The 26180-nt window shown below is 70.7% G+C and carries 22 protein-coding genes; 16 read left to right on the top strand and 6 right to left on the bottom strand.

The genetic code is table 11. The annotated features are described in order from the left end of the window. Positions 1-40: 40 nt before the first annotated feature. From ACFU7D_RS05470 to ACFU7D_RS05450, 5 genes are all read right to left on the bottom strand, one after another. On the bottom strand, positions 41-1639 hold the full coding sequence (locus tag ACFU7D_RS05470) for an AMP-binding protein (RefSeq protein ID WP_378864328.1): 1599 nt from the start codon (positions 1637-1639) through the stop codon (positions 41-43). 74 nt (positions 1640-1713) lie between these two features. Further along, a complete protein-coding gene (locus ACFU7D_RS05465; RefSeq protein WP_378864325.1) occupies positions 1714-3282 on the bottom strand; it encodes an AMP-binding protein in 1569 nt (522 codons plus the stop codon). Positions 3283-3316: 34 nt separating this feature from the next. Then, on the bottom strand, positions 3317-4558 hold the full coding sequence (locus ACFU7D_RS05460) for an RNA polymerase sigma factor (RefSeq protein ID WP_378864323.1): 1242 nt from the start codon (positions 4556-4558) through the stop codon (positions 3317-3319). 9 nt (positions 4559-4567) lie between these two features. Continuing rightward, a complete protein-coding gene (locus ACFU7D_RS05455) occupies positions 4568-4909 on the bottom strand; it encodes a YciI family protein (RefSeq protein ID WP_378864320.1) in 342 nt (113 codons plus the stop codon). After that, on the bottom strand, positions 4906-5271 hold the full coding sequence (locus ACFU7D_RS05450; RefSeq protein ID WP_378724702.1) for a YciI family protein: 366 nt from the start codon (positions 5269-5271) through the stop codon (positions 4906-4908). Before ACFU7D_RS05450 ends, ACFU7D_RS05455 begins: the two co-directional genes overlap by 4 nt. 131 nt (positions 5272-5402) lie before the next feature. Between ACFU7D_RS05450 and ACFU7D_RS05445 the strand changes: the two genes are divergently transcribed. The 11 genes from ACFU7D_RS05445 to ACFU7D_RS05395 all read left to right on the top strand — a co-directional run bounded on the left by ACFU7D_RS05445 (position 5403) and on the right by ACFU7D_RS05395 (position 19790). Beyond that, on the top strand, positions 5403-9242 hold the full coding sequence (locus ACFU7D_RS05445) for a Pls/PosA family non-ribosomal peptide synthetase (protein ID WP_378864317.1): 3840 nt from the start codon (positions 5403-5405) through the stop codon (positions 9240-9242). Between the two features lie 15 nt (positions 9243-9257). Beyond that, positions 9258-10592, top strand: a complete 1335-nt coding sequence (locus ACFU7D_RS05440) for a M1 family metallopeptidase (RefSeq protein ID WP_378864314.1) — start codon at positions 9258-9260, stop codon at positions 10590-10592. A gap of 191 nt (positions 10593-10783) precedes the next feature. Then, positions 10784-11305, top strand: a complete 522-nt coding sequence (locus tag ACFU7D_RS05435) for a GNAT family N-acetyltransferase (protein WP_378724708.1) — start codon at positions 10784-10786, stop codon at positions 11303-11305. Positions 11306-11501: 196 nt separating this feature from the next. Then, complete coding sequence (groL, locus tag ACFU7D_RS05430; RefSeq protein WP_160026878.1) at positions 11502-13136, top strand: chaperonin GroEL; 1635 nt, start codon at positions 11502-11504, stop codon at positions 13134-13136. A 204-nt stretch (positions 13137-13340) separates the two neighbouring features. Next, a complete protein-coding gene (locus ACFU7D_RS05425; RefSeq protein ID WP_378864311.1) occupies positions 13341-14381 on the top strand; it encodes an alpha/beta fold hydrolase in 1041 nt (346 codons plus the stop codon). Positions 14382-14683: 302 nt separating this feature from the next. Next, positions 14684-15259 (top strand): hypothetical protein, encoded by a 576-nt coding sequence (locus ACFU7D_RS05420; protein ID WP_378864308.1) that lies wholly within the window; start codon positions 14684-14686, stop codon positions 15257-15259. A gap of 2 nt (positions 15260-15261) precedes the next feature. After that, positions 15262-15801, top strand: coding sequence for an NTP transferase domain-containing protein (locus ACFU7D_RS05415; RefSeq protein WP_378864398.1), 540 nt, complete (start codon positions 15262-15264; stop codon positions 15799-15801). Positions 15802-15876: 75 nt separating this feature from the next. Continuing rightward, complete coding sequence (locus tag ACFU7D_RS05410; RefSeq protein ID WP_378724714.1) at positions 15877-16755, top strand: AAA family ATPase; 879 nt, start codon at positions 15877-15879, stop codon at positions 16753-16755. Further along, positions 16752-17855, top strand: a complete 1104-nt coding sequence (locus tag ACFU7D_RS05405; RefSeq protein ID WP_378864305.1) for a VWA domain-containing protein — start codon at positions 16752-16754, stop codon at positions 17853-17855. Before ACFU7D_RS05410 ends, ACFU7D_RS05405 begins: the two co-directional genes overlap by 4 nt. Next, positions 17848-18969: an XdhC family protein gene (locus ACFU7D_RS05400; RefSeq protein WP_378864301.1), complete on the top strand. Its 1122-nt coding sequence runs from the start codon at positions 17848-17850 to the stop codon at positions 18967-18969. The genes ACFU7D_RS05405 and ACFU7D_RS05400 overlap by 8 nt, the downstream gene beginning before the upstream one ends. Before the next feature lie 35 nt (positions 18970-19004). After that, positions 19005-19790 carry a tryptophan-rich sensory protein gene (locus ACFU7D_RS05395; protein ID WP_378864298.1) on the top strand — a complete coding sequence of 262 codons (786 nt, stop codon included), beginning with the start codon at positions 19005-19007 and terminating at the stop codon, positions 19788-19790. A gap of 33 nt (positions 19791-19823) precedes the next feature. On the opposite strand, the gene ACFU7D_RS05390 is transcribed toward ACFU7D_RS05395, so the two are convergent. Next, positions 19824-20282: a GNAT family N-acetyltransferase gene (locus ACFU7D_RS05390; RefSeq protein WP_378864295.1), complete on the bottom strand. Its 459-nt coding sequence runs from the start codon at positions 20280-20282 to the stop codon at positions 19824-19826. A 140-nt stretch (positions 20283-20422) separates the two neighbouring features. On the opposite strand from ACFU7D_RS05390, the gene ACFU7D_RS05385 reads away from it, so the two are divergent. The 5 genes from ACFU7D_RS05385 to ACFU7D_RS05365 form a co-directional block, all read left to right on the top strand. Further along, positions 20423-21646: a transcriptional regulator gene (locus ACFU7D_RS05385; protein ID WP_378864292.1), complete on the top strand. Its 1224-nt coding sequence runs from the start codon at positions 20423-20425 to the stop codon at positions 21644-21646. Between the two features lie 98 nt (positions 21647-21744). After that, entirely contained in the window at positions 21745-22260 is a 516-nt protein-coding gene (locus ACFU7D_RS05380; RefSeq protein WP_357360298.1) for a (2Fe-2S)-binding protein, read from the top strand. Further along, positions 22257-24734 (top strand): xanthine dehydrogenase family protein molybdopterin-binding subunit, encoded by a 2478-nt coding sequence (locus tag ACFU7D_RS05375; protein ID WP_378864289.1) that lies wholly within the window; start codon positions 22257-22259, stop codon positions 24732-24734. Before ACFU7D_RS05380 ends, ACFU7D_RS05375 begins: the two co-directional genes overlap by 4 nt. Then, a complete protein-coding gene (locus ACFU7D_RS05370; protein ID WP_378864286.1) occupies positions 24731-25585 on the top strand; it encodes an FAD binding domain-containing protein in 855 nt (284 codons plus the stop codon). The genes ACFU7D_RS05375 and ACFU7D_RS05370 overlap by 4 nt, the downstream gene beginning before the upstream one ends. A gap of 3 nt (positions 25586-25588) precedes the next feature. Then, a partial coding sequence (locus ACFU7D_RS05365) for an SRPBCC family protein (protein WP_378864283.1) occupies positions 25589-26180 on the top strand: 592 nt, incomplete at its 3' end.

Here is a 26180-nt window from a genome sequence, read left to right as displayed (position 1 = left end):
CGACTCGGCGCGGGGTTCGGTCAGAACGCGCCGACTGGGCCTAGTGCTCGTCCGCCTCGTCCGGGGCCTTGCCGCCGGTGCTGAGCAGGTCGGCGGTGAGGCCGGTGGCGGCGCGGTAGTCGACGGTCCCGGCAGGCGTACGCGGCACCGAGTCGACGAGCAGGACGAGCTTGGGCTCGTGCGACTCACCGAGCAGGTCACGGGAGTGCTTGCGCAGGTCGGCGGCGGTCGTCTCGGACGACGGAGCCAGCTGCACCAGGGCCGCGACCTGCTGGCCCCAGCGCGGGTGAGGCATGCCGAAGACCGCGGCGTCGACGACGTCGCCGTGGCCGAGGAGCACGCCCTCGATGGTCTCGGGGTGGATCTCGAGGTCACCGGTGCGTACGAGGGTGGCGGCCCTGCCCAGTAGCGTGATCGAGCCGTCCTGCTCGCGACGGGCGAGGTCGCCGGGGAAGGTCCAGCGCCGGTTGTCGATCAGCTTGATCGCGGTGGCCGAGCGGGCGTTGTCCTTGTAGTAGCCGAGAGCCGAGGGACCGGAGCGGGCCAGCAGGCCCTCGACGCCGGGAGCCGCCGGGGTGAGGTCGGGGTTGAAGACCTCCACCTCCGGGCCGACCATGAACCGCGCCTCACCGGGGACGAGCGGGGAGCCGTCGTCGGCGCGGGAGCCGGTGACGCCGGTCTCCAGGGTGCCGTAGGAGTCGACGATGACCCGGCGGGCGAACGCGTTTCGCAGGACCCCGAGGACGTTCTCGGAGAGCGGTGCGGCGGTGTTGGAGACACCGGCGAGCGAACGCAGCGGCCAGCGCTTCTTCCCGACCAGCCGCGCCGCAGCCACCGGCCGCGCCTGGGCGTCGCCCAGCAGCGTGATCGCGGTCGCGCCGGCCTGCTCGGCGAGGTCGAGGAATGTCTCGGCGGAGAAGGTGGGCGAGGTGTCGAGCACCGCGGTGCCTCCGGCGACCAGCGCCCGCAGAAGCAGCAGCTGGCTCTGCCCGTGCAGCAGCGGACCGCCGGCGAGCAGGACGACACCCGAGTCGCGAGCTGCCGCCTCGGCGGCGAGGCCCTCGACCGACGGGATCGGCGCGTTGCGGCGGACCGTGTTCAGCGCGGCCCAGATCAGGTCCTCCTGACGCCACACCGCACCCTTCGGGGTGCCTGTGGTGCCGGTGGTGAAGATGATGTGCCAGTCACCGGGCGTACGCCCGACGGTCGGCCGCTCCTTGGACGCCGCGGCGACCTTGGCGTCGTAGTCGGGGCCGAGGACGACCCGGTGGTCGAGCTTCAGGTCGAGCTCGTCGAGGTCGTCGGTGAACTCCGGGGAGACGATGGCCGCGACGCAGTCGGTGGCGGCGTACGTCCGGGCGAGCTCGTCGCGCCGGTAGGCGTGGTTGATGTTGACCGGGATCGTGCGGGCCTTGAGGCATCCGTAGAGGGCGTCGACCCACTCGATCCGGTTGGTCGCGTGGACGGCGACCTGGGCACCAGGCTCGAGACCGACGCTCAGCAGGTGGTTGGCCAGGCGCGTGGCACGCTCGTCGATCTCGGCGTAGGAGTAGGCGCGGTCGGTGGTGACGACAGCCGTGCGATCGGGGATCGCATCGGCCATCGCCTCCAGGATGTCGGGCAGTGTGAGGGGGATCACGGCGGACACAGAGACGTAGGCTTTCCAGGGGTAGGGCCGTACGGCACCGAACCGTACGTCGGATCAGCCGGTCGTCACCTACGCGCCTCGAGCAGCTCGGCAGCGACCGTAGCGCTCGCACGATAGTCCACCTTGCTCACGGGCGTGCGAGGGACTCGCTCCACGAGCAGGATGTCCTTGGGCACCTTGTAGGCGGAGATGAGGCTGCGGCAGTGCTCCCGCAGCGCGTCGTCCGAGGTCGCGGCGCCCTCGCGGAGCTGCACGAGAGCGGTCACCTGCTGGCCCCAGCGTTCGTGCGGGGTGCCGACGACCGCGGTGTCGAACACGTCGGGGTGTCGCAGCAGGACCGCCTCGACCTCCTCGGGGAAGACCTTCTCGCCGCCGGTGTTGATGCAGCCCGAGCCGCGGCCCAGGACGGTGATCGAGCCGTCCTCCTCGCGCCGCGCGAAGTCGCCGGGGATCGACCAGCGCTGCCCGTCGATCTCCTTGAACGTCGCCGCGGTCTTGACCGGGTCGTTGTAGTAGCCCAGCGGGATCGACCCGGTGCGTGCGAGCATCCCGGTCTCGCCCGGCGCGCACGGCTTCAGGTCGGTGTCGAAGACCTGTACGTCCATCCCGACCTGGAACTTCGGCGCGGCCTGCGCGCCCTCGTTGCCCTCATCGACCTGCATGCCGGTCGCTCCGGACTCCGAGGCGCCGTAGGAGTCGAGGATGTAGCGGCCGGGCAGTGCCTCCCGGAGCTGGGTGCGAACCCCTGCGGAGAGCGGTGCGGCGCCGTTCGAGACGGCGAACAGCGCGCTCAGGTCCCAGCGCTCCGGCTCACGCAGGATCGCCTCGGCGACCGGGCGCCCCATCGCGTCGCCGAGGAACGTGAGCGAGTTGACCCCGGCCGCCTGGACGAGGTCCAGGATGCTCTCGGGCGACCAGGTCGGCTCTGTGAAGAGTGCGACCGTGCAGCCGCCGACATGGCCGTTGCCCATGATCCACTGGCTGCCGCCGTGCATCATCGGGCCGCAGGCCAGCAGCACCATCGGTGTCTCCTGCGCGGCCGCTTCCTCGGCGAGCTGCTCGACGGTGTCGAACGGCGCCCCGAACCGGCTCGCGTTCATCGCGGCCCGGATGATGTCCTCCTGGCGCCACACGACGCCCTTCGGCATCCCGGTGGTGCCGCCGGTGAAGATCACGTAGCGGTCGTCGGGGCTGCGCTCGATGTCGGGGCGCTCCTTCGAGGCGGCGGCGACCGCGGCGTCGTACTCCTCGCCCAGCACCAGCGTGGGGATGCCCAGGCCGAGCGCGGCGACCGCCTCGACGTGCTCCGGTCCGATGATCGCCGCGACCGAGTCGGAGCTGCGGTAGAGATGGTCGAGCTCGTCGTGGAGGTACTTGTGGTTGATGTTGATCGGCACCGCCCGCGCCTTCATGCACCCGTAGAAGGCGTCGACCCACTCGATCCGGTTGCGGGAGTGGATGGCGACATGGTCGCCGGGTTGGATGCCCTGCCCGAGGAGGTGGTTGGCCAGCCTGGTCGCGCGCTCGTCGACCTCGGCGAAGCTGTAGGCGTGTTCCATCGTGAACACGGCGGTGCGGTCGGGGATGGCGTCGGCCATCGCCTCGAGGATGTCGGGGAGAGTGATCGGGGTCACAGCACCGAGTGTCGCAACTAGAACGTGTTCTCGTCTAGGGAATGGGTTCAAAACCTTCCAGAGCCGCGCGTCGCCGGGTGAGGTCGGCCCGCTCCGGCCGGTGCGCGCAGAGGGCGATGGCCTCGGCATACGCCTCGATCGCCTCGCGATGGTGCCCTGACCGTTCCAGCAGTTGGGCACGTACGGCAGGCAGCCGGTGTCCCGGTAGGGCGACCGACCCCAGCGCCCGGAGCCCGGCCTCGGCTCCCTCGGCCTCAGCGACGGCGACGGCCCGATTGAGGCGTACGACAGGGGTGTCGTGGAGCGCGAGCAGCTCGTCGTAGCGCTCGACGATGCGGACCCACGCGGTCGCCTCGGACGTGGGTGCGACCGCGTGCTCCGCGGCGATCAGCGCCTGGAGGAGATAGGGCGCCGGCGCGGCGTGGGCGAGCGGGGTGAGGATCGCGAGGGCCTCGGTGATCTCGTCGGTGCGCCAGCGGGCGCGGTCCTGGTCGGGAAGCAGGACGAGAGCGCCGTCCGGCCCGATCCGCGCGTCCCGGCGGGAGTGCTGCAGCAGCATCAGGGCGAGCAGGGCGTCGACCTCCGGGTCCGGCGCCGGGAGCACCGCCCTCAGCACGCGGACCAGCCGGATCGCCTCGCCGGCGAGGTCGGAGCGTACGACATCGGGGCCGGTGCCGGGGGCATAGCCCGCGGTGAACGCGAGATAGCCGACCTCGGCGACGATCCCGATCCGTTCTCGCAGGTCAGCGAGGTCCGACGGGACCTCGAAGGACGCGCCTGCGAGCCGCTTGCGCGCCCGGGTCAGCCGCGCCGCCATCGTCGCCTTCGACTGCAGGAACAGCCGCCCGATGTCCTCGGTCGGGACGCCGAGGACCAGCCGGAGGGTGAGCGCGGCAGCGGCCTCACGCGAGAGCGCCGGGTGGGCGCAGAGCAGCACCAGCCGGAGCCGCTCGTCGGTGATCGCCTCGCCGCCGGACCCGGCCGGCACCGTGGCCATCACCTGCTGCGCCTCTTGCGTGAGCCCGGCGTCGACCACGAGCAGCGGCATCTTGCGGGCCAGCACCTCCTCGGAGCGCATCCGGTCCACGATCCGTCGCCTGGCGGTCGTGAGCAGCCACGCCGGCCCGTTGTCCGGCTCACCGTCGACCGGCCAGTGCCGGGCGGCCGCCTCGAAGGCGTCGGCAAGGCCGTCCTCGGCGAGGTCCAGGCGACGGAACTGCGCGACGAGCAGGGCCAGCAGCCGGCCCCACTCCTCGCGCAGCAGCGTCTCCAGCATCGTCGGTCGTCAGTCCAGCTCCGCCGCGCGGATCTCGATCGCCGACTCCGCCGTGGCGAGCAGCCTGCAGCACTCGACCAGGTCGTCGCGGTCCTCCGACTCCACGACGTAGAGCCCCGCCAGATGCTCGGCGGCTTCCGTGTAGGGCCCGTCGGTCACCCCGGACCCGCGCACGGTCACTGCCGTCGCCGGATCGGCGAGCGCGGCGCCGTACCCCTTCAGGTTGGTGTGCCCGCGGTCGGCGAGCAGCTCCGCGAACCTCTCGTGCGTGGCGAAGACGGCGTCCTTCTCGGCCTGCGTCTTCGCCTGCCACTCGGCCTCGACGCTGGGGATGAGCAGGTAGTACCTCATCCGGGCATCCCCTCGTGCTCGACGAGCTCGCGGACCTCGAGCGCCGTCTCGAGCTCGGCGAGCACCTTGCAGCACTCGAGCATGTCGTCGACGTCGTCGGTCTCGATCGTGTAGAAGCCGGTCACGTGCTCGACGGTCTCGGCGTACGGGCCGTCGGTGATCACTACCCCGTCACCGGTCTTGCGCAGCGTTCTGGCCTTGCTGGAGTGGTGGAGCTCGGCGCCACCGGTGACCTTGTGGCCACGCTCGGCGAGCAGCTTGGCGAACCTGCCATGAACCTCGTAGCCGGCCGCCTTCTCCTCCGGCGTCGACTCGGCCCAGAAGGCCTCGTTCGCCGGCAGCAGCACCATGTATCTGGTCATCGTCTTGATCCCTTCGCATGCCTCGGTGTGAGTCTTACACCGGGGATGACGGGTGGGACAGGGCCAAATCGACACCGAGAAGGAACGATGATGTACGTCATCCGTTCAACTCCTCCAGGAAGGCTCTGGATGTGACCGACCCCCTGCTGCGAGGCGAGCTCGCGCCTGAGCCCCGGACCCTCGTCGACATCTTCCGGGCGACCGCGGCCCAGGTGCCCGACGAGCCGGCCGTGGACGCGGGCAACGGGCTGCTGACGTACGCCGAGCTCGAGGAGGCCGCCGACGGGCTGGCCGCCGAGCTGAACGCCGCCGGGATCGGGCCGGGGGACAAGGTGGGGCTGCGGATCGCGAGCGGGACCACCGACCTCTACGTCGCGATCCTCGGGATCCTCTGCGCGGGCGCTGCCTACGTGCCGGTCGACGCCGACGATCCCGAGGAGCGGGCCCGGCTGGTCTTCGGTGAGGCGCAGGTCGCCGCGGTCGTGACCAACGACCTGCGGGTCACGACGACGGTCCAGGCCCGCGAGGAGCGCGAGCCGGAGGAGCCGTCGACCGAGGATGACGCCTGGGTGATCTTCACCTCCGGATCGACCGGCACGCCCAAGGGTGTCGCGGTCACCCATCGCAACGCCGCGGCGTTCGTCGACGCCGAGTCCCGCCTCTTCCTCCAGGACGCCCCGATCGGGGTCGGCGACCGGGTGATGGCGGGTCTCTCGGTGGCCTTCGACGCGAGCTGTGAGGAGATCTGGCTGGCGTGGCGCTACGGCGCCTGCCTGGTCCCGGCGCCCCGCGCGCTGGTGCGGTCGGGCGTCGATGTCGGGCCGTGGCTGGTCGCCAACCAGATCACAATCGTCTCGACGGTGCCGACGCTGGTCGCGCTCTGGCCACCGTCCTCGCTGGACCGGGTCCGGCTGCTGATCACCGGCGGCGAAGCGATCCCGCCCGAGCTCGCCGCCCGCCTGGTCACCCCCGAGCGCGAGGTCTGGAACACCTACGGCCCGACCGAGGCGACCGTGGTGGCCTGCGGCGCCCAGCTGACCGCGGATGGTCCGGTGCGGATCGGTCTCCCGCTCGACGGCTGGGATCTCGCCGTCGTCGACCCGGCGACCGGGGTCCCGGTCCCCGAGGGCGAGACCGGCGAGCTGATCATCGGCGGTGTCGGCCTCGCGCGCTATCTCGACTCGGCCAAGGACGCCGAGAAGTACGCCCCGATGCCCACTCTGGGCTGGTCGCGGGCCTATCGCTCGGGCGACCTGGTCGTCAACGACCCCGCCGGGCTGCTCTTCGGCGGTCGCGCCGACGACCAGATCAAGCTCGGTGGCCGGCGCATCGAGCTGGGCGAGATCGACAGCGCCCTGCTGCAGCTTCCCGGCGTCGTCGGTGCTGCCGCCGCGGTGCGGAAGAGCGCGGCCGGCAACAGCCTCCTGGTCGGCTATGTGACCGTCGACGACGCCTTCGACCAGGCCACCTCCGTCGCTCGCCTCCGGGCCGACATGCCGGCGGCGCTGGTGCCACGGCTGGCCGTGGTCGACAGTCTCCCGACGCGTACGAGCGGGAAGGTCGACCGCGACGCGCTCCCGTGGCCGCTCGCCTCCGTCGCGGGTGCGGGGGAGGGGCTCAGCGACACCGAGGCCTGGCTGGCCGGGCTGTGGAACGACGTCCTCGGCGCCGAGGTCACCGGATCGGCGGCGGACTTCTTCGACCTCGGCGGCGGCAGCCTGACCGCCGCCCAGATGGTCAGCCTGATCCGCGAGCGCTTCCCGGAGGTCGCGCTCGGCGACATCTACGACCAGCCGAAGCTCGGCGCGCTGGCCGCCTACATCGACGAGATGGGCAGCTCGGCCGCGCTCTCCGAGCGCGAGGTGCCGGCCGTACGCCTCAAGACCCAGGTCGCTCAGGTGGTCGCGACGATCCTGCTGCGCTGCCTCGCGGCACCGCGCTGGCTGACCTGGATCGCGCTCGGGACGACCCTCGCCCAGCCGTGGGCGCCCTGGCTGCCCTCGCTGAGCTGGTGGGTGCTGGTGCCCGCGATCGCGCTCTTCCTGACCCCGCCCGGCCGGATGCTGCTCGCCGCGGGCGCGGCGCGGCTCATCCTGCACGGCGTACGTCCGGGGGAGCACCCGCGCGGCGGCAAGGTCCATCTCCGGCTCTGGCTGGCGACGCACGCCGTCGACGAGCTCGGCGCCCACGGTCTCGCCGGGGCGCCGTGGATGCTCTGGTACGCCCGGCTGCTCGGCGTGCGGATGGGCAAGAACGTCGACCTGCACAGCCTCCCGCCGGTCACCGGGATGCTCACCCTCGGCAAGGGCTGCTCGATCGAGCAGGAGGTCGACCTCTCGGGCCACTGGATCGAGGGCGACGTTCTCCATCTGGGTGAGGTCGAGGTGGGCGAACGAGCCCGGGTCGGAGCGCGGTCGACGCTGCTGCCTGGCGCTCGGGTCGGCGACGACGCCGAGGTCGGGCCCGGGTCGGCGGTCTTCGGCACGGTGCCGGCCGGCGAGTTCTGGTCGGGTTCGCCGGCTGCCCGTGCGGCCCGGGAGGCACGCGGACCGTGGCAGCCGCCCCAGGCACGGGCCCGGGTCTGGATGCTCCTCTACGGCATCGCGGCCGCCGTCCTCGCCCTGCTGCCCGCGGTCGCCGTCGGCGTCGGAACCGTCGTCGGCGTCGCCCTGGCCGGGGTCCCGACGTCCTACGCCGACATCGGCCCGCTGCTCGCCTGGAGCCCGGTCGCGGTCGTGGCCGGGTTCCTCACCCTGACCGCGCTGGTCTGGGCCGTGGTCCGGCTCGCCGGTCTGGCGATCAGGCCCGGCGTACATCCTGTACGCAGCCTGGGCGGCGTCGCGGTCTGGTCGACGATGCAGGTGCTCGACGAGGCCCGTACCTGGCTCTTCCCGCTCTACTCCTCGACGCTGACGCCGCTGTGGCTGCGGGCGCTCGGCGCCAAGATCGGCAAGCACGTCGAGGCCTCGACCGTGCTGATGATCCCCGGCCTGACGCAGGTCAACGACCAGAGCTTCCTGGCCGACGACACCCTGATCGGCGGCTACGAGCTCGGCGGAGGCTGGCTGCGGGTCGAGCGGGTGAAGATCGGCAAGCGGGCCTTCGTCGGCAACTCCGGCATGGCGGCGCCCGGTCGCAAGGTGCCGAAGGCGTCCCTGGTCGCCGTGCTCAGCGCCGCCCCGCGCCGCAAGCGTGCGCAGAAGGGGGAGAGCTGGCTCGGTTCGCCGCCGGCTCCGCTGCGCCGGGCGGCCGGCGAGACCGACTCGGGGCGCACCTACGACCCGCCGGCCGGGCTCAAGGTCGCCCGGGCCCTCGTCGAGCTGGCCCGGTTGGTGCCGCAGACGCTCGCGGTGCTGCTCTACGCCGGGGTGGCCCATGTGCTCGTCAGGATCTGGGACGCCGTCGACCTGTGGCTCGCGATCCTGGTCGCCGGGCCGGTGCTCGCGGCCGCCGGAGCCGTCGCCGCCGGCATCACGGTGGCGGCGAAGTGGCTGCTCGTGGGCCGCATCCGGGCCGGCTCGCACCCGCTGTGGAGCTGGTTCGTGTGGGCCAACGAGCTGGCCGACACCTTCGTCGAGGTGCTCGCCGCGCCCTGGTTCACCGGGGCCGTCTCCGGCACGCCGGTGCTCAACCTCTGGTTCCGGGCGCTCGGCGCGAGGATCGGCCGCGGTGTGTGGATCGAGACCCACTGGCTCCCCGAGACCGACCTCGTCGAGCTCGGCGACGGAGCCACCGTCAACTCCGGCACGGTCGTGCAGACCCACCTGTTCCACGACCGCGTCCTGGCCCTCGACGAGGTCGTGCTCCGGCGCGGCGCCACGCTCGGGCCGAACTCGGTGATCCTGCCCGCCGCGGCCATCGGCCGGCATGCGGTCGTGGGACCGGTCTCGCTGGTGATGCGCGGGGAGAGCCTGCCGGACAAGACCCTGTGGATCGGCAACCCGATCGGTCCCTGGGACCAGGCCGGCTGAGCGGATGCCTCTACCATGACCGCCGTGCCGAAGCTCCCCACAGCGGACCCCTACCTCGCAGGTCACGGGGACCTGTCGTGGAGCGCGACCCACTACGACCTCGAGCTCACCTACGACCTGGTCGGCAACCGGCTCGCCGGCACAGCGACGATCCGCGCGGTCGCCGTCGACGACCTCAGCCGCGTCGTCCTCGACCTCGCCCACCTGCGGGTGCAGAAGGTCGCGATCGACGGCCGCCCACCGGCCAAGTGGTCCCACCACGACCACCGCCTGGTGCTGAACCTCCGCTCGCGGATCGCGGCCGGCGAGGAGTTCGTGGTCACGGTCCGATACTCCGGCAAGCCCCGTCCGGTGGTGCTCTCCCATCACGGCGACGCCGGCTGGGAGGAGCTCGACGACGGTGTCATCGTCGCAGGTCAGCCGCATGGTGCGCCGACCTGGTTCCCGTGCAACGATCGCCCTTCCGACAAGGCCCGCTACGCGATCAGCGTGACCACCGCGCCGGGCTATGCGGTCGTCTCCAACGGCGAGCTGACCTCCCGCGTACGCCGCGGCAGCGGGGAGACCTGGCGCTACTGGCAGGCCGAGCCGATGGCGACCTATCTCGCCACCGTGCAGATCGGGCGCTACCGGGTCGTCGACATCGCGCCGACCGAAGGGCCGGGCGGACGGGTGCCGATCCGGGCCGCGTACCCGGTCGACGCCACCGCCGGGTTCGAGGCGTCCTTCGGGCGCCAGCGGGAGATGATGGCCTACTTCACCTCCGTCTTCGGGCCCTACCCGTTCGACTCCTACTCCGTCGTGGTCACCGACGACGAGCTCGAGATCCCCCTCGAGTCGCAGTCGCTGTCGACCTTCGGACGCAACCACCTCACCGGCGAGTGGTCGGACGTACGCCTCGTGGCCCATGAGCTCGCCCATCAGTGGTTCGGCAACGCGGTGACCCTGCGCGAGTGGCGCGACATCTGGCTCCACGAAGGTTTCGCCTGTTACAGCGAGTGGCTGTGGTCCGACGCCTCCGGGGGCCGCTCCTGCGGCGAGCACGCCCGTCACCACCACCGTCGGCTCTCCGCCCTGGCGCAGGATCTGGTCCTCGCCGACCCCGGTCCCGCGGACATGTTCGACGACCGCGTCTACAAGCGTGGAGCACTCACCCTGCACGCCGTGCGGCGCACCGTCGGCGACGAGGCGTTCTTCCGGCTCCTGCGCACCTGGGTCGCCCGGCACAGCGGCGGATCGGTCGTCACCGCCGACTTCGAGGCCCTCGCGGCCGAGGTCAGCGGCCGAGACCTGACCGCGCTCTTCGACGCCTGGCTGCGCCGGCCCGCGCTGCCGGATCTACCCGCCTGAAGACAGCCGCGCCGCTGGTCGAGCCGTTTCCCCGCTGGTCGAGCCGGATTCGTGAGGAACGAACGAATCCGTGTCGAGACCAACACGGTCGTCTGTCGCGATCGATGGGACTGTGTTGGTCTCGACACGCTCGGCCGCAGGCGGCCTCACGGCTCGACCAGCGGGCGCTGGCCCCGGCTATCCTCGGCGACGTGCCTGAGCTGACCTTCCGTGACGCGACCTTTTCCGACGTGGAGGCCCTGGTCGGGCTGATCGAGTCCGCCTACCGCGGCGACGCCTCCCGCGCCGGCTGGACCACCGAGGCCGACCTGCTCGCCGGCCAGCGGACGGACCCCGAGGGCGTACGCGAGGTGATCACGGCACCCGGCTCCCGGCTCCTGGTCGTCGAGCGTGCCGGCGAGATCGTCGCCTGTTGCCAGCTCCAGAAGCGCGAGGCGTACGTCTATTTCGGCATGTTCTCCGTCTCGCCGGCCTTGCAGGGCGCCGGTGTCGGGAAGGCCGTGATCGCCGAGGCCGAGCGGATCGCGCAGGCGTGGGGCGCGGCCGAGATCCGAATGACTGTGATCCGCCAGCGCGAGGACCTGATCGCGTTCTACGAGCGGCGGGGGTTCCGGCGTACCGGGCGTTTGGAGCCGTTCCCCTACGGCGACGAGCGTTTCGGGCTGCCGCTGCGGGACGATCTGGAGTTCGCCGAACTCGCCAAGCCGGTCTGAGTTTTCTTGCACTCTCGGGGGTCGAGTGCTAAACATGAGGCTGGCACTCTTACCATGAGAGTGACAACAACCGGACCGGTGACGTTGAGGCGTCGCGAGCGGCAGGGAAGGGTTCTGCCGGGAGTGGCGTCGTCCGTCGCGGGCAGCCCATCGGACCGGATCCAACGAACTTCCCAAGTGAAGGATCGCAGGAGCAATGCCGAAGCTCATCGCTTTCAACGAGGAGGCCCGTCGGGGTCTGGAGAAGGGTCTCAACACCCTCGCCGACGCCGTCAAGGTCACCCTCGGTCCCAAGGGCCGCAACGTCGTGCTCGAGAAGAAGTGGGGTGCCCCCACGATCACCAACGATGGTGTTTCCATCGCCAAGGAGATCGAGCTCGAGGACCCCTACGAGAAGATCGGTGCCGAGCTGGTCAAGGAGGTCGCGAAGAAGACCGACGACGTCGCCGGTGACGGCACGACGACCGCGACCGTTCTCGCCCAGGCGCTGGTCCGCGAGGGCCTGCGCAACGTCGCCGCGGGTGCCAACCCGGCCGGCCTGAAGCGCGGCATCGAGGCGGCCGTCGACGCCGTCTCCGAGCAGCTGCTCGCCCAGGCCAAGGACATCGAGACCAAGGAGCAGATCGCTGCTACCGCCTCGATCTCCGCTGCTGACACCACCGTCGGCGAGATCATCGCCGAGGCGATGGACAAGGTCGGCAAGGAAGGCGTCATCACCGTCGAGGAGTCGAACACCTTCGGGCTCGACCTCGAGCTGACCGAGGGTATGCGCTTCGACAAGGGCTACATCTCGGCCTACTTCGTGACCGACCCGGAGCGTATGGAGACCGTCCTCGACGACCCGTACATCCTGATCGTCAACTCGAAGATCTCCAGCGTCAAGGACCTGATCCCGGTCCTGGAGAAGGTCATGCAGACCGGCAAGCCGCTGGTCATCCTGGCCGAGGACGTCGACGGCGAGGCTCTCTCGACGCTGGTCGTCAACAAGATCAAGGGCACCTTCAAGTCCGTCGCCGTCAAGGCTCCGGGCTTCGGTGACCGCCGCAAGGCCATGCTGCAGGACATCGCGATCCTCACCGGTGGTCAGGTCATCTCCGAGGAGGTCGGCCTCTCCCTGGAGACCGCCGGCATCGAGCTGCTCGGCCAGGCCCGCAAGGTCGTCATCACCAAGGACGAGACCACCATCGTCGAGGGTTCGGGCGACCAGGGTCAGATCGAGGGCCGGGTCAACCAGATCCGCGCCGAGATCGAGAAGTCGGACTCCGACTACGACCGCGAGAAGCTCCAGGAGCGCCTCGCCAAGCTGGCCGGCGGCGTGGCCGTCATCAAGGTCGGCGCGGCCACCGAGGTCGAGCTCAAGGAGCGCAAGCACCGCATCGAGGACGCCGTCCGCAACGCCAAGGCTGCTGTCGAGGAGGGCATCCTCGCCGGCGGTGGTGTCGCGCTGATCCAGGCCGCTGCTGCTGCCTTCGAGAAGCTCGAGCTCGACGGCGACGAGGCCACCGGTGCCTCGATCGTCAAGGCCGCCATCTCGGCGCCGCTGAAGCAGATCGCCATCAACGCCGGCCTCGAGGGCGGCGTCGTGGCGGAGAAGGTCGCCGGCCTCCCGCAGGGTCACGGCCTCAACGCCGCCACGGGCGAGTACGTCGACCTGCTGGCCGCGGGCATCATCGACCCGGCCAAGGTGACCCGCTCGGCGCTGCAGAACGCCGCGTCGATCGCCGCGCTGTTCCTCACCACCGAGGCCGTCGTGGCCGACAAGCCGGAGAAGGCCGCCGCTGGCGGCGACCCGACCGGTGGCATGGGTGACATGGGCGGCATGGGCTTCTGAGCCTGTTTCGCTAGCTTCACCAAGAGGGCCTCTCCTTCGGGAGAGGCCCTCTTTCGTTGCGGCGGGGGCCGGTTCCTTCGTCAAGGTATGCAGAGAAAGGACCGCTTCCCTGGTGGAGCTCCGCAGGGGAAGTGACCCTTCGGCTGCATACCCTTACGAAGGAACCGCCCGCCGACCGCGGACCACCGGGCTACGCTCGAAGCCATGGCCCCGAAGGCGATCCCGGCGCTGGCGATCTCGGCCGTGCTCTTCGCCGGATGCGGCGGGGAGCCGGCCGCCGCGCCGCCGTCCCGGACCGCGACCCCAGGGACACCGGAGTCGACGTCGGCGACACCGGCCCCCTCGCCGAGCCCGTCGGAGACATTGCCACCGGTGACCGACAAGGTCTCGCTGCCGCAGCTGATGCGGGAGGACTTCCCCGGTGGCGAGGTGAAGGTGCTGCGCGAGTCGGGCAGCACGGATGCCTATCGGCGCTTCGAGGTCAGCTACCCGAGCGGCCGGCTGACGATCACCGGCGTGCTCTTCCGTCCGCGAGGCGCCGGCCCGTTCCCCGGAGTCGTCTTCGCGCACGGCCACATCGACACCGACATCTACGTCACCGGGCAGGGGCTGCGGCGGGAGCAGGACCGGCTGGCGCGGGAGGGCTACGTCGTCCTGCACACCGACTACCGCGGCCACGCCGGATCCTCTCCCGTCCCGGAAGGAACCGAGGAGGACGAGAGCCGCCTCGGCTACACCCGCGACACCATCAACGCCGTCCAGGCGATGAAGCGACTTCCGTACGTCGACCCCGACCGCACCGCGCTGCTCGGCCGCTCGATGGGCGGGGGAGTGGTGATGAACGCGCTCGTCGCCCAGCCGGGGCTGGTGCGGGCCGGGGTGGCGTACGCGTCGGTCTCCTCCGACATCGTCGACAACATCAACCGGTGGGCGGTGCCGTCGCGACCCGACGAGGTGGCCAGGCTCTACCGGCAGTACGGCGACCCCGAGACGGAGCCGGAGTTCTGGGACGGGCTGTCGGCGCGGACGTACTTCGACCGCATCGAGGTCCCGCTCCAGATGCATCACGGGACCAACGACGAGTCCTGCCCGATCAGGTGGGCCTACACCACCCGGGACCTGCTGGAGAGCGCGGGCGTACGCCAGCGGCTGTGGGTCTACCCCGGAGAGCAGCACGCCTTCGGGCCGCAGTGGGATCTCTCGATCCGGCGGGTCATCGGGTTCCTCGATCGTCATCTGGCATGACCTGATCGGACGATGAGGACGGGTCCAGCGGTCCCATCCTTTTGGGGACTTTCGACACTGTCTCGACAACAGCTCGGTAACGCAACATTGGTGCTCCACACAGTGGCCGACTGCGGGGAAGCGTCTGGATCTGGGGGGCTTTGAAGCCCAAGGGAATATCCGGGTGAGGTTCTGCAGCGGCGGGCGGGGTCAGGGCTCTTCGAAGCCAGGGCCCCGCCTGCGTGTGTCAACGTGCGTGTGTCAACGTGCGGGGCTCCAGAGGGGTCCACGGAAGGCACCCAGCGATGAGGCATGATGTTGGCATGAGCGAGCGCCAGCGAGCGACAACAGGTCTCAGGCCGCCGCGGTCACCGTGGCGTTGGGTCGCCGCCGTGGTCGCCGCCGCGGTCGTGCTCGTCGCCATCGTCGCCTCCTTCGGCCTCCTCAGCGCCGACGACACTGCCGAGGACCCGGAGGCCTCACCTCCGTCGCCGACCGCGACGGTCACCGAGACCGCGCCGGTCCCCTCGTCATCGGCTCCGGCGGAAGGTGCGGGGGCGACCGAGCTGACCGTCGTGGCGGACGCCGCCCGGTGCATCCCGCCGACCTCGAAGTGGCTCTCCCAGAACGCCGCGCTGGCCTTCGAGGGCACCGCGGAGAGCGTGAGCGAGAGCGAGGCCGTGCTGCGGGTGAAGACGTGGATGTACGCCGACGGTGTCGGTGGCACCGACACCGTCCGGATCATCCTGCCCGCGCCGAGCACGATCCCGATGCCCGAGTTCGAGAAGGGCAAGACCTATCTGGTCGCGGCCAAGGGCGATGCCAAGGTCATCGGCTGTGGCTACAGCGACGTCAAGGCCGCGAAGCTGCAGAAGCTCTACACCGCCGCGTTCAAGTGACGATGATCGCCGGCCTGCTCCTGGCCGCCGGCGCCGGGCGGCGGATGGGCATGCCCAAGGCGCTGGTCGACGACTGGCTGGTCCGGTCGGTCGAGGTGCTGCGCGAGGGCGGCTGCGACGAGGTGCTCGTCGTGCTCGGCGCCGCCGCCGAGGAGGCTAGGGCCCGGCTCCCGGAGGGGCAGCGGGTCGTCGTCGCCGAGGACTGGGACGAAGGGATGGGGGCCTCGTTGCAGGTCGGTCTGGCGGCTCTGGGACCTGACGCCGAGGCTGCGATGGTTCATCTCGTCGATCTGCCCGACGTCGGGGCCGATGTGGTGGCCCGAGTGGTCTCGGCCGGCTCGGCAAGCTCGGCCGGCGGGCTGGCACGAGCGGCGTACGCCGGGGTTCCGGGCCATCCAGTGCTGATCGGGCGCGACCACTGGGCGGGGGTCATCGAGGCCGCCGTCGGGGACCAAGGGGCTCGGAGCTACCTGAAGACCCACGACGTACGCCTGGTGGAGTGCGGCGACCTCGCCGGAGGGGACGACGTCGACCGCCGCTGAAACCGACGGCACGTTCGTACCCTCCTATGAGGTTGTCCAACCCTGAGCCAACGCTTCGCGTTCTAGGCTCAGGTCATGGACCTGACGCCCCAGGAGATCGCCGACCGCCTGGCGGCGACTGGATACCTGGCCGACCCGGAGCTGGCGACGGTGACGTTCCTCGGGCTGAAGATGCAGCGGCCGCTGCTGCTCGAGGGTGAACCGGGGACCGGGAAGACCGCGCTCGCGGAGGCGGTCGCCGAGGCACTCGACCTGCCCCTGGTGAGGCTGCAGTGCTACGAGGGGATCGACGCGACCCAGGCGCTCTACGACTGGGACTTCGCTCGCCAGATCCTGCACCTGCGTGCCCTCGAGGCGGCCGGTGGCGCGGGAGAGGTGGAGGAGGCCGAGAAGTCCCTCTACGACGAGCGGTTCCTGCTGGCCCGCCCGGTGCTGGCCGCGCTGCGCCAGGCCCCGTCGGTGCTGCTCGTCGACGAGGTCGACCGGGCCGACGACGAGTTCGAGGCGTTCCTGCTCGAGGTGCTGTCCACCTACCAGGTGACCATCCCGGAGTTCGGGACCGTCGCGGCGACGGTCCCACCGGTCGTCGTCCTCACCTCCAACCGCACCCGCGAGCTCCACGACGCCCTCAAGCGCCGCTGCCTCTACCACTGGATCGACCACCCGGGCCTGGCCCGCGAGATCGAGATCGTACGCAGCCGGGCCCCCGAGGTCGCCGAGGAGCTCGCCCGCCAGGTGGTCACCGTGGTGCAGCAGCTGCGCGGAGCCGAGGGCGCGAACGCGCTGCTCAAGCCCCCGGGCGTCGCCGAGACCCTCGATTGGGCCCGCGCCCTGCACCATCTCGGGGTGGCCGAGATGGACCTGGAGACCGCCGCCGCGACGCTCGGCGCGCTCGTCAAGCATCGCGAGGACGCCGACCGCGTCCGGGCTGCCCTGGACCGGCTGCTGGCATGACAGCACACGACGGCCCCGAGATCCTGCTCGGTTTCACCCGGGCGCTCAGGGCGGCCGGGGTCCAGGTGACCCAGGACCGCGCCCACGGCTTCCTGCAGGCGGCCGCGATCGTCGGCGCCGGCGACCCGACCGCCACCTACACCGCCGGACGGGCCACGCTGTGCGCCGGTCCCGACGACCTGCGCCGCTACGACCAGGTCTTCGAGGCATGGTTCGGGTCGACCGCGACGCTGCCGGGGCCGCAGGGTCCGCCGCGTACGGTCTCGGTCACCTCGACCCTGCCCGAGACCGAGCCGCAGGAAGGCGACGGAGAGGGTGAGGAGACCGACGACCTCATCCGGGCGCGGGCCAGCGACCTCGAGACCCTGCGCCACCGCGACGTCGCCGGCCTCGACCCGGCCGAGCAGGAGCGCGTCGCCGCGCTGATCGCTCGCCTCCGTCCGCGAGCCCCACGCCGCCGGACGCCGCGGCAGGACCCCTGGCGGCGAGGGCGCGTCGACGCCCATCGCACCCTTCGGGCCAGCCTGCGACACCTCGGCGAACCGGCCGGGATCCACTACCGCAGGCGTGGTGATCGGCCGCGCCGCGTCGTGTGGCTGATCGACGTGTCCGGCTCGATGAGCTCCTACGCCGACGTGCTGCTGCGGGTCGCCCATCGGGTGATCTCGACGACCGGGAGCGGGGCGGTGTTCACCATGGGGACCAGGCTCACCAACGTCACCCGCGCGCTGCGCCACCGAGACCCCGATCGCGCGCTCGTCGCGGCCGGCGAGACAGTGCCCGACTGGTCGGGCGGGACCCGGCTCGGCGACGACCTGCAGGCGTTCCTGCGGCGGCACCAGGGTCTGGCCAGGGGCGCGGTGGTGGTCATCGCGAGCGACGGCTGGGAGCGTGGCGACACCGCGCTCCTCGAGGAACAGGCGGCGAGGCTGCACCGTCTCGCCCATCGCGTGGTGTGGGCCAACCCACACCGTGGCAAGGTTGGATATGAACCACTGCAGCGAGGCATCGTCGCGGTGCTGCCGCACGTGGACGACTTCGTCGCCGGACATTCCCTGGCGACATACGAGGATCTGGTGGAGGTGATCGCGCGTGCGTGACGTACTCGACGATCTGATGAAGTGGTGGGAGTCCGGCGAGACGGTGGCGGTGGCCACGGTCGTGGCGACGTTCCAGTCGGCCCCCAGGCCGCCGGGCGCCTCGATGCTCGTCGGCCCCGACGAGAGCGCGGTCGGCTCGGTCTCCGGCGGCTGCGTCGAGGGCGCCGTCTACGAGGTCGCCCGTGAGGTCGCCGAGACCGGCGTCCCCGAGCTCAACCGCTACGGCGTCTCCGACGACGACGCGTTCGCGGTCGGGCTGACCTGTGGTGGCATCCTCGACGTCTTCGTCGAGAAGGTCTCACCCGAGACGTTCCCGGAGCTCGGCGAGCTCGCCGAGGACGTACGCAGCGGCAGCCCGGTCGCGCTCGCGACCGTCATCGAGCATCCCGACCCCGAGATCCTCGGGCGCCGCGTCATCATCCGCCCCGAAGGGGTCAAGGGCTCGCTGGGCAGCGCCCGGATGGACGACGCCGTCCACGACGACGCGCTCGGGCTCCTGGCTCACGGCACCAACCAGACGCTTTCCTATGGGATCGACGGCGAGCGCCGCGGTGAGGGGATGCGGGTCTTCGTGTGGTCCTTCGCGCCCAAGCCCCGGATGCTCGTCTTCGGCGCGATCGACTTCGCCGCCGCCGTCGCTCGCGTCGGCGCGTTCCTCGGCTATCACGTCACCGTCTGCGACGCCCGTCCGGTCTTCGCCACCAACTCGCGCTTCCCCTCGGCCGACGAGGTCGTCGTCGACTGGCCCCACCGCTACCTGGGCGCCGAGGTCGAGGCCGGCCGCATCGACCAGCGCACCGTGATCGCCGTCCTCACCCACGACCCGAAGTTCGACGTACCTCTCCTCGAGGTCGCCCTCCGCCTCCCCGACATCGCCTACGTCGGCGCGATGGGCTCGCGCCGCACCCACGACGACCGCCTCGCCCGACTGCGCGAAGCCGGGTTGTCGGATGCCGAGATCGCCCGCCTGAGCAGCCCCATCGGCCTCGACCTCGGCGCCCGTACGCCGGAGGAGACCGCCGTCTCCATCGCCGCCGAGATCGTCGCCGGTCGCTGGGGCGGCTCCGGCGAGCGCTTGGCGACCACTACCGGACGGATCCACGAAGATCGTTAGGCAAAACCGCGATCGTGTCTTGCTACGGTCGAAGGGTGAAGAGAACATGGCAGCTCGGTAATGCCCTAGCCCTTGTCTTTGCGCTCGTAGCCAACTTCCTGACCGGTGCGCAGATCCTCGATCTGCCGCCGATCAATGAGGTATCGGACAAGTACGCCACCTACCTGACCCCGGCTGGATACGCATTCTCCATCTGGACACTCATCTATCTGCTGCTGATCGTCTTCGCGGTCTACCAGGCGAGAGATCTTCGGGATCCGCGCGATGAGAACGACGTCCCGCTGAGGCTCGGGCCGCTCTTCATCATCGCCAGCATCTGCAACGGGCTGTGGACCTACGTCTTCGTGAAGGAATGGGTCGGCCTCTCCGTCATCGTTCTGCTGACCCTCACCGCAACGCTCTACGCCGCGCTGTGGCGTCTCGGGGTGGGCACGACCCGGCCGTCGACCAAGGACTTCCTCATGGTCTGGCTGCCGCTGATGCTCTACACCGGATGGGTCACCGCGGCCAGCATCGTCAACATCGCGACCTACCTCGACTCGAAGGACGTGACGGTCAGCCCACTGGCCTCGACCGTGGTGATCGTGGTGCTCACCGCCGCCCTGCTGTTCCTTCTGCTCAAGCGCAACCTGCGAGAGCTGCTGTTCTCCTGCGCCTGGGCGCTGGTCGCGGTCGGTCTCCGCCAGCTCCAGCTCTCGCAGAGCACGTCGGTGGCGATCGTGGCGCTGGTCTGCGCCGGAGTCCTGGTCCTCGCGATGCTCGTCCACGCGATGGCTCGCGGACTGTCGTACGACGGACGCACCGAGAGCGCTCCGGCCTGATCGTCAACGGGCTGAGCGGCCGAAACGGGCGCGCTACAGCTCCTTCTCGTAGTAGAGCGCCCGCGGCCCGGAGCCGCGGCCCTCGTGGTTGTCGAAGCCGAACTTCTCGTACAGCGCGCGGGCCGAGGCGTCGTCCTCGCTCGTCCCCAGGTCCATGTACGTCGCACCGCGGGCCTTCGCCTCGTCGATGATCGCCTGCAGCAGGATCGTGCCGAGTCCCTGCCCGCGGCGGGAGGGCACGACGTACAGCTCGGCGAGGTAGGCCTCGAGCTCGTCGGCCGTGGTCTGCAGACGGAAGCGGGTGATGCCGTGGCCGACCGCGGGGTCGCCGATCAGCATCACCGTCGTGTCCCCGCCGGCGACGAGCCCGCTGAGGTGCCGGGCGAGCTCCTCGGCGGGCGGGGCGGGGTAGGCGTACTCGGTGTTGAAGTCGACCTGCAGCCCGGCAGCGGTCTCGAAGTCGGCCCGGGTCGTGGCGGTGCGCGTCGTCATGCACCCACTCTGACACCGCCCTGGGAGCCGCGATCGAGCGTGGCGCGAGCGGGTACCACCGAGGGGATCGTGAGGCGCGTCACAGGGTGCTACCTTGGCAGAACCCAGCCTCAATGGGCCGGACTCCGAAGGGGGATCTGATGGTCCGTAGCGATCTGCAGGAGCGCCGCATCAGCGCGGCGCGGGCGTGGACCGCCTTCGTGGAGAGCGGCGATGCCGCCGAGGACTTCGTCCGGCCGGAGATCTTGACCAGCTGGACGCGCTCGGCGACGGCCATCAAGCCCGATGTGCGCGAGGCGCCGCTGGCCGACGAGGACGAGACCCGGGAGATGTGGCAGGGCTCGCCGCTCCAGGTGGCGGTCGAGCGGGTCGAGGAGGAGCTGCGGTGCACCGCGGACGACGGTGACCTGGTCATTGCGGTGACCGACCCGGACACGCGGGTGCTGTGGACGTACGGCGGCCGGGTGATGCGCCACAAGGCCGAGTCGGTGAACTTCGTGCCGGGTGGCCGCTGGGACGACGAGAGCGCCGGCACGAACGCGCTCGACCTCGCCAACCGCACCAACGCCCCGACGATGGTCTTCGGCCCCGAGCACTATGCGGAGGTCGTGCACAACTGGGTCTGCTGGGCCGCACCGCTCCACGACCCGGTCACCGGCAAGCACCTCGGCGTCCTCGACCTCTCGACCACCTGGGACCGCACCCATCCGATCGGGTTGGCCACCGCCCGCGTGATGGCACGGCTTATCGAGGGAGCGCTGCCGAAGCTCCCGACCCAGCGCGACGAGGAGGCGATCGCCGAACCGGGCCTCGTGCTGACGCTGCTCGGCACCGCCGAGACCTGGCTCGACGGGCAGCGCCTGCTGCTCAACCGTCGCCAGACCGAGATCCTCGCCCTGCTCGCGCTCCACCCCGAGGGTCTCTCCCTGGAGCGGCTGCACGCGATGGTCTACGGCGACCAGGCGGTCACCTTCTCGACGCTCAAGGCCGAGGTCTCCCACCTGCGCCACGCCCTCGGCGGCCAGGTCGCCTCGAGGCCGTACCGTCTGCTGATGCCGGTCGTGACCGACGTCGAGCAGGTCCTCGCCCTGATCCGGCACGGCCGGGTGGCCGCTGCTGTGGAGGCGTACGGCGGGGATCTCCTGCCCGGCACCAACAGTCCGGCGCTGGCCGAGATGGCCGAGTACGTCGCGGTCGCGCTGCGCGAGGCGCTGATCGCCGACCCGCAGCCGGACGCGGTGCTCAGCTACAGCGAGCTGGCCCCTTACGACACCGAGGTCGTCGACGTCTGTCTGCGCCGCCTGGGCAGCAGCGCCCACCCCGCGTTGCCCCTGCTCAGGGCGCGTTTGGCCGCCAGCCGCTGACCAAGAAGAGGTATGCCGCAACGGCAGCCAACCGGAGCCCAACCCTGCACGTCTTAGTGTGATCTGGCCCACACAGTGACGTCTGGCAGGGAGACAACATGGCCCGGATCAGCATGCGCGTCGACGGTATGAAGGTCACCGACGACGTCGAACCGCGAACGCTGCTCGTGCAGTACCTTCGCGAAGGACTCGGCAAGACCGGCACGGTGATCGGTTGCGACACCAGCAACTGCGGCGCCTGCACGGTCCATCTCGACGGTGACTCGGTGAAGTCGTGCAACGTGCTCGCGGTGCAGGCCGACGGGTGCGAGGTGACCACGATCGAAGGCCTCGCCGACACGGTCGAGAGCGACCTCCACCCCGTCCAGGAAGCATTCCGCGAGTGCCACGGTCTGCAGTGCGGATTCTGCACGCCCGGCATGATCATGCAGTCCGTCGACCTGCTCAAGCGCAACCCGCAGCCCAGCGAGGACGAGATCCGCGAGGGCATCGAGGGCAACCTGTGTCGTTGCACGGGCTACCACAACATCGTCCGCGCGGTGCAGTACGCCAGCGGACACCTGGCCACCGCCGCCAACCCGCGCGGCGCCACCGAGGAGGTGGACGCGCTGTGACCGCGGTAGAGGCACGACCCGACAAGACCAACGAGATCGGCCGCGACCGGCGCCGCAAGGAGGACGCGCGCCTGATCACCGGACGGACCCGTTGGACCGACAACATCAACCTGCCCGGGATGCTGCACCTGGCGATGGTGCGCAGCCCGTTCGCCCACGCCCGGATCACGGGCATCGACACCAGCGCCGCGGAGGACTCCGAGGGCGTGGTGACCGTGCTGGCCGCCAAGGACTTCGACGAGAGCCTCGGCGCCTGCATCAACGCCTGGCCGATCACGCCCGACCAGAAGACGCCGGCCCACCCGCCGATCGCCACCGACCGGGTCACCTTCGCCGGTGAGATCGTCGCGATCGTGGCTGCCCGGTCCGCGGCCGCGGCCCGCGACGCCGCCGAGATGGTCGAGGTCGACTACGAGGAGCTCCCTGCGGTCATCTCCCTCGAGGAGGCGGTCAAGGACGAGGTGCTCGCCCACCCCGACCTCGGCACCAACAAGTCCGCCCTGTGGGTCTTCGACAGCGCCCAGGCCGGCACCGGCGGCAACGTCGACGAGGCGATCGCCTCCGCGAAGAGCGACGGCATCGTGATCGAGCGGACCTATCGCCAGCAGCGCCTGATCCCGGCCTTCATGGAGCCGCGCAGCGTCGTGTGCGACCCGACCGGTGAGCAGATCACCGTGTGGAGCGCCACCCAGATCCCGCACATCCTGCGGTTCGCGTTCGCCGCGACCACAGGCGTACCCGAGTCGAAGATCCGGGTGATCGCGCCCGACGTCGGCGGTGGCTTCGGCGGCAAGCTCCAGCAGACGCCGGAGGAGATGATCGTCTTCGCGATCGCCCGCCGGCTCGGCAAGCCCGTGAAGTACACCGAGACCCGCTCGGAGTCGCTGCTCAGCGCCCACCACGGCCGCGACCAGATCCAGAAGCTGACCCTCTCGGCGACGAAGGACGGTCAGGTCACCGGCCTCAAGGTCGAGCTCGACGCCAACCTGGGTGCCTACGTCGCCATCGTCGGCGGCGGTGTCCCGGTGCTCGGCGCCTTCATGTTCAACGCGATCTACAAGTTCCCGGCCTACCAGTTCAACTGCCAGACGGTGCTCACCAACACCACCTGGACCGACGCCTACCGCGGCGCGGGGCGGCCGGAGGCGACGTACGCCATCGAGCGGCTGATGGACGAGCTGGCCGCCGAGGTCGGGGTCGACCCGCTCGAGATCCGGGAGAAGAACTGGATCAAGCACGAGGAGTTCCCGTTCACGACCATCGCCGGTCTGACGTACGACTCCGGGAACTACGAGGCCGCGACCGCCAAGGCGAAGGAGATGTTCGGCTATGACGCGCTCCGTGCCGAGCAGGCCGAGCGGCGCGCCAACAACGACCCGGTCCAGCTCGGCATCGGCATCTCCACCTTCACCGAGATGTGCGGCCTGGCACCGTCTAGGGTCCTCGGCAGCCTCGACTACGGTGCCGGCGGCTGGGAGCACGCCCAGGTGCGGTTGACGCCGACCGGCAAGGTCGAGGTCATCACCGGTGCCAGCGCGCACGGCCAGGGGCACGAGACCGCGTTCAGCCAGATCGTGGCGGACCGTCTCGGCGTACCTTTCGAGGACGTCGAGGTGCTCCACGGCGACACCCAGATCGCGGCCAAGGGCTATGACACCTACGGGTCGCGTTCGCTGGTCGTGGGTGGTGAGGCGCTGGTTCGGGCGGCCGACAAGGTGCTCGAGAAGGCCAAGCCGATCGCGGCGCACCTGCTCGAGGCGAGCGTCGAGGACATGGAGTTCACCGGCGGCAGATGGACGGTGCGTGGCACCGACCAGGGCATGTCCATCGGCGAGCTGTCCACGGCGGTCTTCGCCGCGCACAACCTGCCCGACGGGGTCGAGGCCAACCTCGACTCCGAGGCCACCTTCGACCCGGAGAACTTCAACTTCCCGCACGGCACCCATCTGTGCGCGATGGAGGTCGACACCGAGACCGGGCAGGTGAAGATGCGGAAGTACGTCTGCTGCGACGACATCGGCAACATCATCAACCCGCTCATCGTCGCAGGTCAGGTGCACGGTGGACTGGTCCAGGGCATCGCCCAGGCGCTGTGGGAGGACGCGGTCTACGACGACGCCGGGACCCTGGTGTCGGGCTCGTTCGTCGACTACCTGCTGCCCACCGCCGCCGACACGATCAGCTTCGAGATCGACCACACCACCTCGCCCGCGACCACCAACACGCTCGGCACCAAGGGGGTCGGCGAGGCGGGCACGATCGCCTCCACGCCGGCTGTGGTCAACGCGGTCGTCGACGCGCTGCGTCCGCTGGGCGTGCACGACGTGACCATGCCCTGCACGCCCGAACGGGTGTGGCGGGCCATCAACGAGGGCTCGGCCGGTGGCGACACCACCGGTGCCGCCGCACCGCACTTCGATCCGTCGACGGGCATGTCCGGGAACGTCGACCGCACGGAAGGAGATGTCCAGTGATTCCCGCATCGTTCGACTACGTCGTCCCGACCACGGTCGAGGAGGCACTGGCCGCCCTCGCGCAGTACGGCGACGAGGCCAAGATCATCGCCGGCGGGCAGAGCCTGCTGCCGGTGCTGAGGATGCGCCTCAACGCTCCGGAGTGGGTCATCGACCTCGGTCGCATCGACTCGCTGCGCGGCGTACGCGACGAGGGTGCGGCGATCTTCGTCGGCGCCATGACGCGCCACTGCGACGTCGCGGCCGATCCTCTGGTCGCCGAGCACGCCGCGCTGGTCGCTCGTGCCACGGCGACGGTCGCAGACGAGCAGGTACGCCACCGCGGCACGTTCGGTGGCGCACTCGCCCACGCCGACCCGGCAGGCGACCTCGGAGCCCCGGCACTGGCCCTGGACGCCGAGTTCGTCATCGCCGGGCCGGCTGGCGAGCGGGTCGTCCCGGGCTCGGAGTTCTTCCAGGGGCTCTTCGAGACGGCCGTCTCCGAGGACGAGCTGCTCATCGGCGTACGCATCCCGAAGCACACCGGATGGACGGCCCACTACGAGAAGTTCGTCCGGGTCGCCCACCAGTGGCCGATCTGCGCGGTCGGTGCGACCCTCAAGGTCTCCGGCGGCGTGATCGAGGGCGCGGCGATCGGTCTCACCAACATGGGCGCGACCCCGTTGCGTGCCACCGGGGTCGAAGCCGCACTGGTCGGCCAGCAGGCCACCGAGGAGGTCGTACGCAACGCCGCGGCCCTGGCCGCGGACGGCGCCGAGCCGCCCTCCGACCTCAACGGCGATGCCGACTACCGGAGTCATCTGGTCACGGTGCTGACCCGGCGCGCCATCACGAAGGCCCTCGGGGGCTGAGGCGTGGACCTGACGCACGAGTTCACGGTTCCGACCTCGGTCGAGGAGACCTGGAACAGCTTCCTGGACATCGGCTCGCTCGCCGAATGCTTCCCGGGAGCCCAGGTCACCTCGGCCGAGGGCGACACCTTCACCGGCACGGTCAAGGTCAAGCTCGGCCCGATCGCCATGGTCTACGCCGGCTCCGGCACCTTCGTCGAGAAGGACGAGGCCGCCCGCCGCCTGGTCGTCGAGGCCAAGGGACGCGACAAGCGCGGCAACGGCACCGCCGGCGCCAACGCGACCCTGACCATGGCGCCCGAAGGCGCGGGTACGAAGGTCGAGATCGTCACCGACCTCGCCGTCACCGGCAAGCCCGCCCAGTTCGGCCGCGGGGTCATGCAGGACGTCTCCGACAAGCTTCTCGGGCAGTTCGTGGCGTGCCTGGAGTCCAAGTCGGCGCCTGCTCCCGCACCGCTGGTCGAGCCCGCGAGCGAAGCGAGCGGTGTCGAGACCAACACGGGCCCATCGAGCGCGGGGGGGGGCCGGGGTGGTGTGGAGACGCCGCCGCCCACCGGGTGCCGGGGGTCGGCCCCCGGGGGGGCGGGCCCCAACG

The sequence above is a fragment of the Nocardioides sp. NPDC057577 genome, assembly GCF_042801335.1.
GTDB lineage: Bacteria > Actinomycetota > Actinomycetes > Propionibacteriales > Nocardioidaceae > Nocardioides.
The sequence above is the reverse complement of the archived record's forward strand: the minus strand, read 5'-3'. Positions and strand labels throughout refer to the sequence as shown.